This window comes from Micromonospora sp. NPDC048871 (genome assembly GCF_043198155.1).
Taxonomy (GTDB): Bacteria; Actinomycetota; Actinomycetes; order Mycobacteriales; family Micromonosporaceae; genus Micromonospora.
Window position 1 is genome coordinate 206,283 of the sequence record NZ_JBICUM010000003.1, and the last position, 15,841, is coordinate 222,123.

Annotated in this window: 16 protein-coding genes; 3 read left to right on the plus strand and 13 right to left on the minus strand. The window is 71.1% G+C overall.

What is annotated here, in order from left to right:
• The first annotated feature begins 65 nt into the window (after window positions 1–65).
• Window positions 66–2,591: a polynucleotide kinase-phosphatase gene (locus ACGFIK_RS09890; protein ID WP_327023400.1), complete on the plus strand. Its 2,526-nt coding sequence runs from the start codon at window positions 66–68 to the stop codon at window positions 2,589–2,591.
• 191 nt (window positions 2,592–2,782) lie between these two features.
• On the plus strand, window positions 2,783–3,313 hold the full coding sequence (locus ACGFIK_RS09895) for an undecaprenyl phosphate translocase family protein (protein WP_327027322.1): 531 nt from the start codon (window positions 2,783–2,785) through the stop codon (window positions 3,311–3,313).
• Window positions 3,314–3,360: 47 nt separating this feature from the next.
• Here ACGFIK_RS09895 and ACGFIK_RS09900 read toward each other — a convergent pair whose 3' ends face one another.
• The 9 genes from ACGFIK_RS09900 to ACGFIK_RS09940 form a co-directional block, all read right to left on the minus strand.
• Window positions 3,361–3,738, minus strand: coding sequence for a helix-turn-helix transcriptional regulator (locus ACGFIK_RS09900; protein WP_007454255.1), 378 nt, complete (start codon window positions 3,736–3,738; stop codon window positions 3,361–3,363).
• A 57-nt stretch (window positions 3,739–3,795) separates the two neighbouring features.
• Entirely contained in the window at window positions 3,796–4,326 is a 531-nt protein-coding gene (locus tag ACGFIK_RS09905; protein WP_327023401.1) for an orotate phosphoribosyltransferase, read from the minus strand.
• Between the two features lie 159 nt (window positions 4,327–4,485).
• Window positions 4,486–5,310, minus strand: coding sequence for an SDR family oxidoreductase (locus ACGFIK_RS09910; RefSeq protein ID WP_327023402.1), 825 nt, complete (start codon window positions 5,308–5,310; stop codon window positions 4,486–4,488).
• 8 nt (window positions 5,311–5,318) lie between these two features.
• Entirely contained in the window at window positions 5,319–5,969 is a 651-nt protein-coding gene (locus ACGFIK_RS09915; RefSeq protein WP_327023403.1) for a hypothetical protein, read from the minus strand.
• Window positions 5,970–6,086: 117 nt separating this feature from the next.
• Window positions 6,087–6,932 carry a hypothetical protein gene (locus ACGFIK_RS09920; protein ID WP_327023404.1) on the minus strand — a complete coding sequence of 282 codons (846 nt, stop codon included), beginning with the start codon at window positions 6,930–6,932 and terminating at the stop codon, window positions 6,087–6,089.
• Between the two features lie 210 nt (window positions 6,933–7,142).
• The gene (locus ACGFIK_RS09925; protein WP_327027323.1) at window positions 7,143–7,712 is read right to left on the minus strand and encodes a DUF4178 domain-containing protein; all 570 of its coding nucleotides are present in this window, start codon (window positions 7,710–7,712) and stop codon (window positions 7,143–7,145) included.
• A gap of 55 nt (window positions 7,713–7,767) precedes the next feature.
• Complete coding sequence (locus ACGFIK_RS09930) at window positions 7,768–8,145, minus strand: hypothetical protein (protein ID WP_327027324.1); 378 nt, start codon at window positions 8,143–8,145, stop codon at window positions 7,768–7,770.
• Between the two features lie 191 nt (window positions 8,146–8,336).
• Window positions 8,337–10,928, minus strand: a complete 2,592-nt coding sequence (gene clpB, locus ACGFIK_RS09935) for an ATP-dependent chaperone ClpB (RefSeq protein WP_327023405.1) — start codon at window positions 10,926–10,928, stop codon at window positions 8,337–8,339.
• Window positions 10,929–11,026: 98 nt separating this feature from the next.
• Window positions 11,027–12,145 carry a hypothetical protein gene (locus ACGFIK_RS09940; RefSeq protein ID WP_327023406.1) on the minus strand — a complete coding sequence of 373 codons (1,119 nt, stop codon included), beginning with the start codon at window positions 12,143–12,145 and terminating at the stop codon, window positions 11,027–11,029.
• A 264-nt stretch (window positions 12,146–12,409) separates the two neighbouring features.
• Between ACGFIK_RS09940 and ACGFIK_RS09945 the strand changes: the two genes are divergently transcribed.
• Window positions 12,410–12,838 carry a hypothetical protein gene (locus ACGFIK_RS09945; RefSeq protein WP_327023407.1) on the plus strand — a complete coding sequence of 143 codons (429 nt, stop codon included), beginning with the start codon at window positions 12,410–12,412 and terminating at the stop codon, window positions 12,836–12,838.
• A 73-nt stretch (window positions 12,839–12,911) separates the two neighbouring features.
• Here ACGFIK_RS09945 and ACGFIK_RS09950 read toward each other — a convergent pair whose 3' ends face one another.
• The 4 genes from ACGFIK_RS09950 to grpE all read right to left on the minus strand — a co-directional run bounded on the left by ACGFIK_RS09950 (window position 12,912) and on the right by grpE (window position 15,827).
• Window positions 12,912–13,178 carry a hypothetical protein gene (locus ACGFIK_RS09950; RefSeq protein WP_327023408.1) on the minus strand — a complete coding sequence of 89 codons (267 nt, stop codon included), beginning with the start codon at window positions 13,176–13,178 and terminating at the stop codon, window positions 12,912–12,914.
• Between the two features lie 156 nt (window positions 13,179–13,334).
• On the minus strand, window positions 13,335–13,772 hold the full coding sequence (locus ACGFIK_RS09955; protein WP_327023409.1) for a heat shock protein transcriptional repressor HspR: 438 nt from the start codon (window positions 13,770–13,772) through the stop codon (window positions 13,335–13,337).
• A 29-nt stretch (window positions 13,773–13,801) separates the two neighbouring features.
• Window positions 13,802–14,983, minus strand: a complete 1,182-nt coding sequence (dnaJ, locus tag ACGFIK_RS09960; protein WP_327023410.1) for a molecular chaperone DnaJ — start codon at window positions 14,981–14,983, stop codon at window positions 13,802–13,804.
• Window positions 14,984–15,062: 79 nt separating this feature from the next.
• Complete coding sequence (grpE, locus tag ACGFIK_RS09965) at window positions 15,063–15,827, minus strand: nucleotide exchange factor GrpE (RefSeq protein WP_327023411.1); 765 nt, start codon at window positions 15,825–15,827, stop codon at window positions 15,063–15,065.
• Window positions 15,828–15,841 lie beyond the last annotated feature (14 nt).

Below are 15,841 nucleotides of genomic sequence, written 5' to 3' on the forward strand. Positions count from 1 at the left end.
GTTAACAGGGGGCCCCTGCTCTACCGGAGGCGTTAACAAGGGGCCCTTCCTTTCAAGGAGGTGCGATGGCTGTACTGGATGTGCCTGAGCTGTCGCTGGTGGCGCTGGTCGGCGTCTCCGGGTCCGGCAAGTCCACCTTCGCCCGCCGGCACTTCGCGCCCAGCCAGGTGCTCTCCTCGGACGCCTTCCGGGCGATGGTCGCCGACGACGAGAACGACCAGTCCGCCTCGGCGGACGCCTTCGACGCGCTGTACTACGTGGCCGGCAAGCGACTGCGGGCCGGTCGGCTGACCGTCGTCGACGCCACGAACCTCCAGCCGCACGCCCGGGCCGCCCTGGTCCGGGTGGCCCGGGAACACGACGTCCTGCCGGTGGCGATCGTGCTGGACGTACCGGAGGAGTTGGCCTGGGCGCGTACCGAGGCCCGAGCCGACCGGACCTTCGGTCGGCAGGTGCTGGCCCGGATGTCCCGCGACCTGCGCCGGACGTACTCCCAGTTGGCTCGGGAGGGTTTCCGCAAGGTGCATGTGCTGCGGGGGGTCGAGGAGATCGAGGCCGCCCAGATCCGCATCGAGCGGCTGTTCAACGACCGGCGGGAGCTGACCGGGCCCTTCGACATCGTCGGTGACGTGCACGGCTGCCGCGCCGAGTTGGAGAGGCTGCTGGACCGGCTGGGTTGGCAGGTGCACCGCGACGAGGCCGGTCGGCCGGTCGACGCCACCCACCCGGCGGGGCGTACCGCAGTGTTCGTGGGGGACCTGGTGGACCGGGGCCCGGACTCCCCGGGGGTGCTCCGCCTGGTGATGGGCATGGTCGCGGCCGGGCACGCCCTCTGCGTGCCCGGCAACCACGAGCAGAAGCTGCTGCGCAGTCTGCGCGGGCGCACGGTGAAGGTGGCCCACGGCCTGGCGGAGACCCTGGAACAGCTGGCCGCCGAGCCGGCAGAGTTCAGCGCCGAGGTGGCCGCCTTCGTCGACGGCCTGGTCAGCCACTACGTGCTCGACGGCGGCCGGTTGGTGGTGGCCCACGCCGGGCTCAAGGAGGAATACCAGGGCCGGGCCTCCGGGCGGGTACGCGCCTTCGCCCTGTACGGCGAGACCACCGGGGAGACCGACGAGTACGGCCTGCCGGTGCGCTACCCCTGGGCCCGGGAGTACCGGGGTACGGCCACGGTGGTCTACGGCCACACCCCCACTCCGGAGCCGGAATGGGTCAACAACACCATCTGCATCGACACCGGCTGCGTGTTCGGTGGCCGGCTGACCGCCCTGCGCTACCCGGAACGGGAGTTGGTGGGGGTACCGGCGGAGCGTGAGTGGTACGCCCCGGTCCGCCCGCTGACCGCCGCACCCGCCCGACCGGACGAGGTGCTGGAACTGACCGATGTGGTCGGCCGCCGGCACATCGAGCACCCGTACGGCTCGCTGACCGTGCCGGCGGAGAACGCCGCCGCCGCGTTGGAGGTGATGAGCCGCTTCGCGGTCGATCCCCGCTGGCTGGTGTGGCTGCCGCCGACCATGGCGCCCTGCTCGACCTCGAAGCTCGACGGTTACCTGGAGCATCCGGCGGAGGCCTTCGCCGACTACCGGGCGGCCGGGGTGGACCGGGTGATCTGCGAGGAGAAGCACATGGGCTCCCGGGCGGTCGTGCTGGTCTGCCGGGAGGACGAGGGCGGCCCGTTCTCGCCGGGCCGCGGGGTGGTGCACACCCGCACCGGCAGGCCCTTCTTCCCGGCCGGGTTGGAGGCCGATCTGCTGACCCGGGTCCGGGCCGCAGTGTCCGCCGCCGGGCTGTGGGAGGAGTTGGACACCGACTGGCTGCTGCTGGACTGCGAGGTGTTGCCCTGGTCGGCCAAGGCCGAGGGACTGATCCGTGAGCAGTACGCGAGCGTCGGCGCCGCCGGTCGGGCGGCCTTGCCGGCCGCCTTGGCCGCGCTGGATGCGGCAGCCGACCGAGGGCTGGAGGTGGGGGCCCTACGCGAGCGGATGGCCGGGCGACGCGACGACCTGCTGGCCTACACGGCGGCCTACCGGGCGTACGTGCGTCCGACGGAGGGCCTGCGGGGCGTGACCCTGGCACCCTTCGCGGTGCTGGCGGGCCGGAAGGCCAGCTACGCCGACCGGGATCACGGCTGGCACCTGGCCCTGGCCGACCGGCTCTGCGCGGCGGACCCGGGGTTGTTCACCCCCACCCGTCGTCAGGTGGTCGACCTCTCCGACACCGAGGGGGTACGCGCCGCCACCGAATGGTGGTCGACCTTGACCGCCGAGGGCGGCGAGGGCATGGTCGTCAAGCCGTACGCCGGCCCGGCCGCCCGCAGCGCCAAGGGTGCCCTGCTCCAGCCGGGGATCAAGTGTCGAGGACGGGAGTATCTGCGCCTCATCTACGGCCCTAGCTACCTCGATCCCGGGCAGTTGGCCACCCTGCGGGGCCGGTCACTGGGCCGCAAGCGGGGCCTGGCCCTGCGCGAACACGCCCTGGGGCTGGCCGCGCTGGACGCCCTGGCCGAGGGGGCACCGCTGTGGCGCCGACACGAGTTCGTCTTCGCGATCCTGGCCTGTGAGTCCGAGCCGGTCGACCCTCGGCTGTGACCACGCCCGGCGAATGGATCACGTACCGGTAGCCTGGGTGCCCTTGCCGGAGGCCGTCCGGGTGACCTCCGGCGATCGACGGAACGGATTGTTCATGGCTTTGGGCGAACGGTTGGGGCACGGTGCACTGGGAGGTGGTCATCCCGCTGCTGATCGGCATGGTGCCCGGCGCACCCTAACAGTGGAAGGAGATCACCGGCCTGGTCCTCGCCGCGGTGGGCGCGTTCGCCTTGACCGGTCTGCCGCAGGCCACCCTGGATCCGCATCCGCTGATCGTGTTGGTGGCCGCGGCCGTGGCGGTCTGCGCCCTGGTGATGCCCGGGGTGTCCGGGTCGTTCCTACTGCTGACCGTGGGCCTGTACGAGCCGACGATCACCGCGTTGAACGATCGCGACTTCGGCTACCTGGCGATCTTCGCGACCGGCATGGTGATCGGCCTGTCGCTCTTCGTCAAGCTGCTTCAATGGTTGTTGGAACAGCACCGCCGGATAACCCTCGCGGTGATGTCCGGTGCCCTGCTGGGCAGCCTGCGGGCACTGTGGCCATGGCAGTCCGACGAGCGGAACCTGCACGCCCCGGGCGACAACATCCTGCCCATCGTCGCGCTGTTCCTGGTCGGGGTCGCCGTGGTCGCGGCGATGGTCCTCGCCGAGCGTCGACGGCTTCGTCGCGCGGCGCAGGACCTCACCGAGGAGGCGTACGCGACCTCACAGCTGCGCTGACCTCGCCGCCTGGTGGCTGCCCACGGTAGCCACCAGGCGGCGGCGAGTCAGCGAGCCTTCTTGGTGGCCCGCTTACGCGGCGGGGTCAGCAGGTCGGCGATCGTGGCGATCGCGCTCGGGACCAGTCGGTAGTAGGCCCACACACCGCGCTTCTCCCGCTCCAGCAAGCCGGCCTCGGTGAGGATCCGCAGGTGGTGGCTGACCGTCGGCTGGGAGAGGCCGAGCGGTGCGGTCAGATCGCACACGCACGCCTCGCCCTCTGGCGCCGACTGGATCAGGCTGAGTAGCCGCAACCGGGCGGGGTCGGCAAGGGCCTTGAGGACCCCGGCCAGCCGCTCGGCATCGGCACGTTCGATCGGCTCACCGGCAAGCGGCGAGATCTGAGGCATAGTCATTTCGGCCAACGCAGTTCCCACGTATTCCATCCTTCCACCAGCAGCATCGATCCGCCTGCATATCAGCAGATCCGAATCGGCAAACTTTTACGCCACAAGGCCGAGGTCAGCCAACGTATAGGCCGCCCGATAGGACAATCCGGCGGCTCGCACCGCATCGCCGGCACCACGGTCAACGATTACGGCCACCCCCACGACATCGGCCCCGGCCTCGCGAAGTGCTTCGACAGCGGTCAACACACTTCCACCGGTAGTGGAGGTGTCTTCCACCGCCAACACCCGACGACCGGCCACCTCGGGGCCCTCGATCCTCCGCTGTAGCCCGTGCGCCTTGCCCGCCTTGCGCACCACGAAAGCGTCCAACGGACGTCCGGGAGCGTGCAGCATCGACAGAGCGATCGGATCAGCGCCCAGAGTCAGACCACCGACTGCGTCGTACGACCAGTCGGCGGTCAGTTCCCGCATCACCCGGCCGACCAACGGTGCCGCCCGGTGATGGAGTGTGACGCGCCTGAGGTCGACGTACCAGTCGGCCTCCTGCCCTGAGGAGAGCACCACCCGGCCGTGGACCACAGCCAGGTCAGAGATGAATTTACGCAGGTCGTCGTGGTCCCCCATGGGGGTAGAGGGTACTGCTCATACCTGTACGCCGCGTGCGCGGGCTACCTGCGGCAACTCTTCCGGGCGACCGATGAATGACGATGCCCGTTACAGTGGGTCACCCACTGGCGCGGATCCGGTGATCCACTCCGGAATCGCGCGCTCCCGCCCAGCCGGTCAGCCTCGGTCCCGACCGATGCGGCCCCGGGTGTCCCGGGCCACCAGTTCGAGCAGTCGACGGGGTGCATGCCGCAAGCCGACCACCGCCAGCTTGTACTTCCACGACGGGACACTGATGAACTTGCCTTTTCCCAGGTCACGCAGGGCGTCGTCGACCACGGCCGGGGCGCTGAGCCACATCCATTCCGGGGTTTTCGACATGTCGATGCCGGCCCGTTGGTGAAACTCCGTACGGGTGTAGCCGGGGCACAGCGCCATCACTCGTACCCCGAAGGGACGCGCGGCCTGACCCACGGACTCGCTGAAATTGATGACCCAGGCCTTGCTGGCCGAGTACGTCGATCCCGGCATGAGGGCGCCGAATCCGGCCACGGAGGAGACATTAATCACTGCCCCACTGCGCCGCTCGGTCATCATCGGCAGCGCGGCCAGGGTCAGTCGCATGACCGCGTGCACGTTGAGCCGGAGCAAACGGGTCTCGTCCGCCACGGAAGACCGCAGGAATGAAGTATTCAGGCTGATTCCGGCATTGTTCACCAACAGCTCGACCGACGGGTCGGCGGCCAGGCGTTCCTCCACCAGCTCGCAGCCGTCGTCCGTGGACAGATCGGCGGTCAGGACCTCGGTCTGCACGCCGTACCGACCGGTCAACTCGGCGGCCTGAGCCGCCAGTCGGGTGCGGTCACGGGCTACCAGCACCAGGTGCCACCCGTCGGTGGCCAGTCGCTGCGCGAAGGCCGCTCCGATGCCGGCGGTCGCCCCGGTGATCAGTGCCCAGCGCCCGGCGTCCGAGGAGTCGGAGGAGGCTGGTTCGGGGGTCACGGAGTTACTCACCTCGGCGGTTGGGCAAACGGCGGATAGTGGTGCGGCGGGGGTGGTGGTCCCATCGGGGGCGGAGCGGGCGCCCGCACCGGTGGGGTGGGACGACGGAACGAGGCACCGACCGAGGGCAGCGCCAGCACTATGGCTACCACAAGGTAACCGAGCACCTGGCCGACCGAAAGGGTCACGGTGAGCGGAATCCACCAGGAGGGGTAGGCGTCCCCGATCAGCCCGAAGAGTTCCGCGGTGGCCTGGTCGTTGCCGAAATCTATCGGAGTGGCCCGCTGGAGGAGTTGCACCACGAGGCCGCAGCAACCGAACAGCATCCCGAGGCCGGCCACCACCCAGGTGCCCACCCGGGCACCCTGCCGACCCGCCGCCACGCCGAGGGCCAGACCGGCGAGGAGCAGCCCGGCCAGCCCACTGACCATCACCGACACCAGGATCGAGGTCCGCACCAGGGTGGCCATCATGTCCACCTCGCTGGCGCTCACCTGGGCACCGACGGCCGCCTCCCGCAGCCGATCTCCGACCCCACCGAAGATGAGCAGGCCGGCCAGGGCGTACCCGAGGGCCCCGATCGCCATCACCGCCAGCAGTGCCACGGCCAGCCAGAGCACCCTGGGCCGACGAACCGGCGCCTGTGCGGGGTACGACACGACGAGTCCCTCCGGTAGGCGTTCGGGAAGCAACCTACTCGGAGGGACCGTCACCGTCGTGACCTTCGGGCGTGTCGGGGCTCCGGAAGCGGGCCGGACCGTGCCGCTGACCCTAGATCAGCTGGGGTTGCCGCCGGGCGGCTGAGAACCCGGCGGGTTCGGTCCACCCTGGTCGCCGGGCTGACCGGAGGAGGGCTGACCGGGAATCGGCGGGTAACCGGGTTCGCCGGACGACTGCCCCGGCTGACCGGGCGGGGGCGGATAGCCGGGTTCGCCCGACTGGCCGGGCGGGGGCGGGTAACCAGGCTCGCCCGACTGGCCGGGTGCCGGCGGGTAACCGGGTTCACCCGACTGGCCGGGGTAGCCACCCGGCTGACCGGGGTAGCCGCCCGGCTGACCGGGGTGAGCGCCCGGCTGACCGGGGTAGCCGCCCGGCGCCGGGGGGTAGCCCGGGTAGCCCGGGGTGCCGGGGTAGGTGGCGCCGGGAGCCGGTGGCTCCCACTGGGGGGTCGGCTTGCGGAAGAACTCGTTGGCCTTCGGCAGGGCCAGCAGGATCAGCGCCGCCAGCAGCGAGATCAGGCTGATCACCCCGAGCAGGACGGTGACCGGGGTGACCCAGGAGGGCAGGGCCTCCTCGATCCGACGCTGGAGTTCCTCAGGGCTCGGCATGTCTCCGCTGGTGTCGGCCGGAGTGGTGAGGCCCCCACCCAGACCGCTGAGGAGGCTGAACCCGTTGCAGCAGAACAGGATGCCGCCCACGATCCAGGTGGCGATGCGCGAGCCGTTCTTGCCTCGCAGGTTCACCAGACCCAGACCGGCCACGGCCAGTGCCAACGCCAGGGTGAGCAGGGCGGTGCCGACACCGACGGCGACCGTCAGGTCCGCGATCCCCTCCAGCCCTTCGCCCCCACTGTCCCGTAGCGCGTCCTCCATCGCGTTGCGTACGTCGCCGATGGTGGCCAAGGTGATGATTGCGCTGATCAGCTGGCAAACTGCGAACAGCAATAGCAAATACGTGGAAATGCTCACCACACCCGGACGTGACCGGGTTGGGGTGCTCTGAGGATCGGCCATCTCTCTCCTTCCTTGCAACGCGCATCACCGTATCGGCACCCGACCAGTTCGGCACGGCACAGGAGCAGAGCCGTACCGCGCGTCACCTGTGGTGACGTGTCATCGGCTCTGGGGATGAACGATCACCTCCGCGCGATCCAACCGCTCGCCCCGGGCCACCTGCCAACCGGATTCGCCGTACGCCTCGAAGGTGAGCCGGGCGCCGCCGGGGGCGCGGTAGTCGTGGTAGCGCATGATCCCGCTGGGGGCCAGCCCGGTGTCGCCGGTGGCGGTGTAGCGGGCCTCGCCGGACTCGCGCCAGCTGAACCGTCGGCCGGCGAACTCGATCACAGGGGCCCCGGCGGTACCGGCGTCGCCGGATTCGGACCACCAGAGCACCAGTTCGAACTCGGGGCTCTCCGCCACGGACAGTCGGCAGCGGCCGTCGGGATCGTCGAGCAGATGCTCGGCCCAGGTCCACTCGCCCTCGACCAGGCGGATCGAGCCGCGTACCGGATAGGTCAGGTCGCCGATCTCGACGATGTCCCCGACCTCGATGCGGCGGGGGTCCACCCGGGGACCGGGCGACCGCCCGGTGGTGGGCCGCCGTCGACCGAGCAGCATGGCCACCAGGGTCAACCCGAGCAGGCAGCCCAGCGCCGTCAACAGATACAGCATCGGCTTTTCCAGCTGGTCACCTCCGAGATCGGTGGGTCCGAGGTGCGCGGTGTGGGCCAGCCAGGGTTCAGGACTCGGCCAGTCGATTCGCGGCGTACGCCCCGACCGTGGTGCTGTCCAGGACGCAGCCGGTGGCGGTCTGTAGGGGCGCCGGGTCGGCTCGCAGCCGCTTCCAGGCCGCCTGCCCGGCCTGCGGGTCGAGCTGTTCCAGGAGGGTGGCCGCGTAGACCCGGGCGGCCGGTGAGCCCGCCGACAGCAGTCGTTCGAGCTGTCCGCGTACCTGCTCGGGGCGGTCGGCCGCCGCCTGCTCGATGTGCTGATACGCCTCGGTCTCCGGCAACATCGTCCCGGCCAGCCCCACCCCGCCGAAGGTGAGGGTCTCCGCCTCGGCCAGGGCCGCCATCGCCGCCGCCAACTCGTCGCGCTGTCGTCCCATCCCGAACATGCCTCCATCCTGACCCGACCCGGCCGGCGGCGCATCCCGTCCCGACGCCCCTGGCCTCGCAACGACCCGGGCCCGCAGCGACCAGGGGCGCCTGTGACCACTCAGGGCCCGCAGCGATCCCGGGCCCGGAACCACTCGGGGCCCGCAGCGCGACTGGACGCGATGCGGGCCCCGGAGGGTGGATGCGATCGTCAGGCGGCCGTCACCGAGAGGGCGTCCTTGCTGTCGGCCAGGTCGACCCGCACCGGGTCACCGTCGCGGATCGTGCCGGCCAGCAGAGCCTTGGCCAACTGGTCACCGATCGCGGACTGGACCAGCCGACGCAGCGGCCGGGCCCCGTAGATCGGGTCGTACCCGTGCTCGGCCAGCCAGGTGCGCGCGGCGTCGGTGACCTCGAGGGTCAACCTCCGGTCGGCGAGCCGACGCCGCAGCCGGGCGATCTGGATGTCCACGATGGCCCGCAGATCCTCGCCCTGGAGGGCGGCGAAGACCACGATGTCGTCCAGCCGGTTGAGGAACTCCGGCTTGAAGTGCGACCGGACCACCGCCAGCACCCCTTCGCGGCGCTGCTCCTCGGCCAGGGTCAGGTCGCTGATCACCGCCGATCCCAGGTTGGAGGTGAGGATCAGGATGGCGTTACGGAAGTCGACCGTACGGCCCTGGCCGTCGGTCAGGCGACCGTCGTCGAGCACCTGGAGCAGGATGTCGAAGACGTCCGGGTGGGCCTTCTCCACCTCGTCCAGCAGGATCACCGAGTAGGGCCGACGACGTACCGCCTCGGTGAGCTGGCCGCCCTCCTCGTACCCGATGTAACCGGGTGGGGCACCGACCAGGCGGGCCACGGAGTGCTTCTCGCCGTACTCGCTCATGTCGATGCGGACCATGGCCCGCTCGTCGTCGAAGAGGAACTCGGCAAGCGCCTTGGCCAGCTCGGTCTTGCCGACCCCGGTGGGGCCGAGGAACAGGAAGCTGCCGGTCGGGCGGTCCGGGTCGGCGACCCCGGCCCGGGCCCGGCGTACCGCGTCGGAGACCGCGCCGACCGCCTCGGCCTGGCCGACCACCCGCTCCCGCAGGGACTCCTCCATCCGCAGCAGCTTGGCGGTCTCGCCCTCCAGCAGCCGACCGGCGGGGATGCCGGTCCAGGAGGCGACCACCGCGGCGATGTCGTCCGCGCCGACCTCCTCCTTGAGCATCGCGCCGTCGGCCTGGAGCCGGGCCAGTTCCTCCGCCGCCTGCTTCAGCTCGTTGTTCAGCGCCGGGATGCGGCCGTACCGCAGCTCGGCGGCGCGTTCCAACTCCCCGTCCCGCTCGGCCCGCTCAGCCTCTCCGCCGAGGCGCTCCAACTCCTCCTTGGCGGTGGAGAGCTTGGTGATGTGGGCCTTCTCCAACTTCCACCGCTCGGACAGGGCGGTGAGCTGTTCCCGCTTGTCGGCCAGCTCCTTGCGCAACCGGTCCAGGCGCTCGGCGGAGGCCGGGTCCGGCTCCTTGGCCAGCGCCATCTCCTCGATCTCCAGCCGGCGAACCGCCCGCTCGATCTCGTCCACTTCTACCGGCCGGGAGTCGATCTCCATCCGGAGCCGGGAGGCCGACTCGTCGACCAGGTCGATCGCCTTGTCCGGCAGGAACCGGTCGGTGATGTACCGGTCGGACAGGGCAGCGGCGGCGACCAGGGCGGCGTCGGTGATGCGTACCCCGTGGTGCACCTCGTAGCGCTCCTTGAGCCCGCGCAGGATGCCGATGGTGTCCTCGACGGTCGGTTCCCCGACCAGCACCGGCTGGAAGCGGCGTTCCAGGGCCGGGTCCTTCTCGATGTGCTCGCGGTACTCGTCCAGGGTGGTCGCACCGACCATCCGCAGCTCACCACGGGCCAGCATCGGCTTGAGCATGTTGCCGGCGTCCATCGAGCCCTCGCCCTTGCCGGCGCCGACGACGGTGTGCAGCTCGTCCAGGAAGGTGATGACCTTCCCGTCGGAGTTCTTGATCTCTTCCAGGACGGACTTGAGCCGCTCCTCGAACTGCCCCCGGTAGGAGGCGCCAGCGACCATCGCCCCCAGGTCGAGTGAGACCAGCTTCTTGTCGCGCAACGACTCCGGCACGTCACCGGCGACGATGCGCTGGGCCAGGCCCTCCACGATGGCGGTCTTGCCCACGCCCGGCTCACCGATCAGCACCGGGTTGTTCTTGGTACGCCGGGACAGCACCTGGATCACCCGACGGATCTCGGAGTCCCGGCCGATCACCGGGTCGATCTTGCCGTCCCGGGCACTCGCGGTCAGGTCCACCCCGTACTTGGCCAGGGCCTGGTAGGTCTGCTCCGGGTCGGCGCTGGTGACCCGGCGGTCCCCACCCCGTACGGTCGGGAAGGCGGCCACCAGGGTCTCCTCGGTGGCCCCGGCGGCCTTCAGTGCCCCGGAGACCGCCCCACCCACCCGGGCCAGCCCGGCCAGCAGGTGTTCGGTGGAGGTGTACTCGTCGCCGAGCGGGCGAGCGATCTGCTCGGCCGCACCGATGGCGTTGACGAACTCCCGGGCCAAGGTCGGCTCGGCGATGCTGGAACCCCGGGCGGCGGGCAACGCGTCTAGGGCCCGTTGGGCGGCGCGGCGCAGCTCGGCGGGGTCGGCCCCGACGGCGCGCAGCAGGCCGGCAGCGGTCGAGCCCTCGGTGTCGAGCAACGACAGCAGCAGGTGCCACGGCTCCACGGTGGCGTGCCCGCGCTGGTTGGCCAGGGCGACGGCGCCGGTGATGGTTTCGCGGCTGCGGGTGGTGAGGCGTTCGGTGTTCATGGGCTCCCCTGGTTCGGCGTGTCCACTGGTACCGACAGAACCAGAGTTGAGTCTATTCCGCTCAACCCTGGGGGTGTGAGCTACCCCACAGCAACGCCTCAGTCCCGCTCCAGCACCACCTGCACCCAGGTGCGGTCGCCGAGCTGACCCAGGCCTAGCAGGATGCTGTCCGAGGTGCCGGCGAACAGGGTGCCGTCGGGCAGTCGCCGCAGGTAGTGCCGGTCGGTCACCGGCCAGGACAGGTCCAGGTACCGGCCGCCGAGCAGGGCCCCCGCACCGCGCGAACTGACCACCGCCACGATTCCGGAGCCCAACGGAACGGCCCGTCCGGCGCCCGGCTGCCCCTCGGCGCGTACCCCTCGCCAGGTGTCGCCCTCCAGGTGCCACAGCGCCGGGAAGTCGACCCGGTTCTCCGCCTCCCCGACCAGCCAGATCTCCCCGGCCACCGACTCCGCCCGGACCATCCACACCGCGCCGTCGGGGGCGGGCAGCGAGGTCTCCTGCCAGCGCCGCCCCTCGTCCCAGGAGATCGCGGCGTACGGCCTGCCGTCCTCGCCTGCCCCGGCCGCCACCAGCGGCCCGCGGTACTCCGTACCGTCGCGGACCATCCATCCCCCGCCCAGCGCCACCGAGTCCAGCCTGGGCAGCCGCGGCTGGGTGGCCAGGGGACGCAACCTCCTGCCGGTCCACCGGCCGACCTCGCCGGTCGCCTCGATGATCTGGAACCTGCCCTGACTGGCCTGCCACTGCCGCGGCACGGCCTCACCCGGGCTGTGCTGGAAGGTCCGGCCCTCGTCGGTGGAGGTCCACCAGCCGTGCGGCTCGGCCCACAGGGCCAGCGTCCCCGGCGCGGCGTACAACTGCTGATTGTCGGCGACCGGCTGGGGATGCCGGAGTCCCTGCCAGGACCGGCCGCCGTCCCCGGTGGCGAAGATCAGGGCGGGGCAGTCCGGTCCGGAGGGCCGGCTCTCGCAGGAGCCGAAGAGGGCGTAGCCCCGCGTGGCGTCGACGAACTCGACATACGGCTCGTCGTAGCGCTGCGGTACGGCCAGTCGGCTGGCCCGGATCTCCGCGACCCGGGTCGGGGCCGGACTCGACGGCGTCGAGGTCGAGGGCACCGGGGTGGGCGGGGGCCGACGGATGTCCCCGACGGAGCAACCCGCCAGCACCGGCACCACGGCCAGCAGCGCCATCCCACGTCTTGTTCGGGTGATCATCCAGTCTCCGTCACCTGAGCTGGTGTTCGTGCCGGTCAGGCTAGCGTCACCAGCCTGAGAGGTTCGCCACCACCTGATGACGGACTCGCGGCCCCGCCCCGCGTGAGATCGGTCGTACGGAGGATCCGACCCGTCCAACGGACGGTGAAGATGCTTCGGGCAGGGGCTACCCGTACCCGTCGGTACCGCGTTACCGTGTCGCCCCAGCAGCCAGGGTTCGCGGTGGGCGGACGACGCCCCGCGGGTAGAGCGGAAGGTTGGCCGGTGAGCGTGCAGGAGTCAACGTTCCGCGGCTTCGCCAACCCTGTCGACCCCAGCCCGACGGAACTGCGGACCTGGGCGTACAACCCCGACTCGGTGCCGTTGACCTCCATGCCCCCGGACTGGGATCTGCTGGTCTCCGGTGACCGGCTGGTGATGACCCTGTTCGAGCTGGCCATGGATCCGAGCTGTCCGGCCCGCCGGTTCGCCCTGCACTGCCTCTACATCTACGCGGCCGACGGCATCCGGACGAACTTCCGGGCACATCCTCGGCGACGCTTCCGCAAGCTGGTGGACCAGGCCGAGCGCAACGGCGACGAACTGATGCGTACCTGGGCCCACAACAGCCGGGTGCTGCTGGCCCGGCCGGAGTTGTTCGTCTACCGGGAATGGTGTGAGGGCGGGCTGGTCCGGGAGGGCCGCCGGCTGTAACTCCGCCTGCGGGTCAAGCTCAGGAGTCACCGCGCGAACGGGCCGGGACCCCCCGTGGCTCCCGGCCCGCACGTCAACGCGATCCGCCCCCGGCGCGGCGGTGCTGGTCGGTGCGTACCTGGCCGGCGCCGTGTCCGCCCCGGCCACCTGGCACCGGCCGTACCCGGCGGTCGCCACCGTCGCCGCGGTTGCCGGGTCGGGCCGGACCGAAGCGACCAGAGGTGACCTGATCGGAGAAGCGCCCCTTGAGGATCCGGTCGAATCGCTCCCGGACCCGCTCGGTCAGGTCGTCGAACCGGTGCTCCGCATCTTCGGCCACCTTCTTCGCGGCTTCCGTCATGGCTCCTCCCGCCCAGCTGGGAGACCGCCTCAGGCCCCTTGTCGTGGAGGCTAACGAAGGCAGCCCGCCCCCCGCTCGGATTCGGGGAAACGGGCTTCGCCTTCCGGCCATCGGTGTCCGCTGCGGCGGAGCTGAGCAGCCGCGCAGACCGCCAGGTCAGCGGTCGGGGCCGCGGCGCGGGCGCCAGACCACCAGGGCGGTGGAGGTCCGGTTGGTCGGCACCAGGTCACGGCCGGGGAAGCGGGCCAACGACTCCAGTTCGGCCATCCGCCGGTACGCCGCCTCCAACTCCGCCTCCAACTGGGCCACCCGCTGCTGGGCCTGCTCCAACAGCTGTTCCAGGCCGATGATCCGCTTGATCCCGGCCAGGTTGACCCCGTCGTCCTGACTGAGCCGCTGCACCTCGCGCAGCAGCACCACGTCCCGGACGCTGTACCGGCGTCCGCCGCCGGCCGCCCGGCCGGCCTGCACCAGGCCCAGCCGGTCGTACTGACGCAGGGTCTGGGGATGCATCCCCGCCATCCGCGCCGCAACCGAGATCATCAGCACCTTGGCCTCGTAGGCGGGGTCATCCGAACCGACGAACCCGTCCATCCCGCTCACCTCCGCACCGCTTCACCGAGTCAACTGAATCGACGCACCCGCGCGTCGAGATGTTCCCTGGCCGCCGGCGGGCTCTGCGCGGCGAAGGTCTCCAGGGCCGCCCGCGCCTCGTCGGACACCCGGGCCGGCACCACCACCTCCAGGGTGACGAGCAGGTCACCGGCCTGCCCGTCGCGGCGAGTCACCCCCTTGCCCCGGGCCCGCAGGATCCGTCCGCTGGGGGTACCCGGCGGCACCCGCAGGGTCACCGCACCGTCGAGGGTCGGCACCCGCAGATCAGTGCCGAGCACCGCCTCGGTGAAGGTGATCGGCACGGTCAGGGTGAGGTCGTCGCCGGTACGCCCGAACAGATCGTCGGGGCGCACCTTGACCTGCACGAACAGGTCCCCGGCCGGGCCGCCCCGGACTCCCGGCTCACCCCGGCCGGCCAGCCGGATCCGCTGGCCGTCGGCCACCCCCGCCGGGAAGCGGACGTTGAGGGTACGGGTCTTGGTCACCCCGCCGGTGCCTTGGCACTCCGGGCACTTCTCGTCGACGACCGTGCCGACCCCCTGGCAGTTGCGGCAGGGCTCGGAGAAGCTGAAGGCACCCTGGTTGCGGGTGGTCACCCCGGCACCGTGGCAGACCGGACAGGCCCGCGGCTGGGTGCCCGGCTTGGCACCGTTGCCGTGGCAGGTTTCGCAGACCCCGGGGGCCCGCAGGGTCAAGGGCAGGGTCACTCCCCGGACGGCGTCGTTGAAGTCGAGGGCCACCTCGGTCTCGACGTCCCGCCCCCGCGCCGGACCGGGCGCACCGCCCCCGGCACCACCCTGGCCGCCCGAGAAGATCGAACTGAACAGGTCGGAGATGTTGCCCCCGGCGAACCGACCGCCGCTGGGAGAGGCCCCGCCGAACAGGTCGGAGACGTCGAAGGGCGTCCCACCGGGCTGACCGCCCTGGCGGGCGCCCCGCCGGAACGCGCCCGAGCCGAACAGCGACCGCATCTCGTCGTACTCGCGGCGCTTGGTGTCCTCGCCCAGCACGGCGTACGCCTCGGAGACCGCCTTGAAGCGCTCCTCGGCCTTGGGGTCGCCGGGGTTGTGGTCCGGATGGGACTCCCGGGCCAGCTTCCGGTACGCCTTCTTGATCTCGTCAGCGGAGGCGGTCTTCGCCACGCCCAGGACCGCGTAGTAGTCCTTCTCGATCCAGTCCTTGGAACTCAACGTCCACCTCCTCCCCGCTGCCGGGCCGCCCCGCCCGCCCTGACTCGGCGGACGGGACGGCCCGATGCACCGTCGCGCACTATTCCGGATCGGCCACCGCGACCATCGCCGGCCGCAGCAGTCGTTCACCCATCTGGTAGCCCCGCCGCATCACCTGCACGCAGGTCGGTTCGGTGACCTCGGGCGAGGTCTGGTGGGCCACCGCCTCGTGCCGGGTCGGGTCGAACGGATCGCCCTGCTCCCCGAAGGGAGTCAGGCCGAACTTGCCCAACGTGGTGATCAGTTGCTCGGCCACCGAGCCGAAGGGGCCGACCAGGTCGCCGTGCTCCCGGGCCCGGTCCAGGTCGTCCAGGATCGGCAGCAGGGCGGTGAGTACGGAACCGGTCGCCTGTTCGGTGACCAGCCCACGGTCCCGCTCCACCCGCTTGCGGTAGTTGGCGTACTCGGCCGTGACCCGCTGCAGGTCCCGGGTGCGCTCCTCCAGGTCGGAGCGGAGCGCCGCCAGGTCGCCGGCCGCCCCCTCCGCTGCCTTCTCGGCCGTGGGCTCCCCGACCGGACTGGCCGGGGAGTCCACCACCGGCGGGCCATCGGTGGCGGGTTCGCTCAACGCTGAGGCCTCGACCTTCATGGTGTCGACCACCACCTCGGCGTCCTCGACCAGACCTTCGGCCGAGACGTCCGATCCGGCGTCGGCAGCCGCACCGGCCGCCTCGGAGGACTTGTTGATCTTGCGGTTGTTGCGGATGACGACCCGCGGCGCGTCACCGGTGGCCGGCTCCGACGCCGAGCCACCCGGCGCCGACCCGGTGTCACCCGGGTCAGCGGCTCGTGGCTTCTCCGTCATACGACTACCTCATC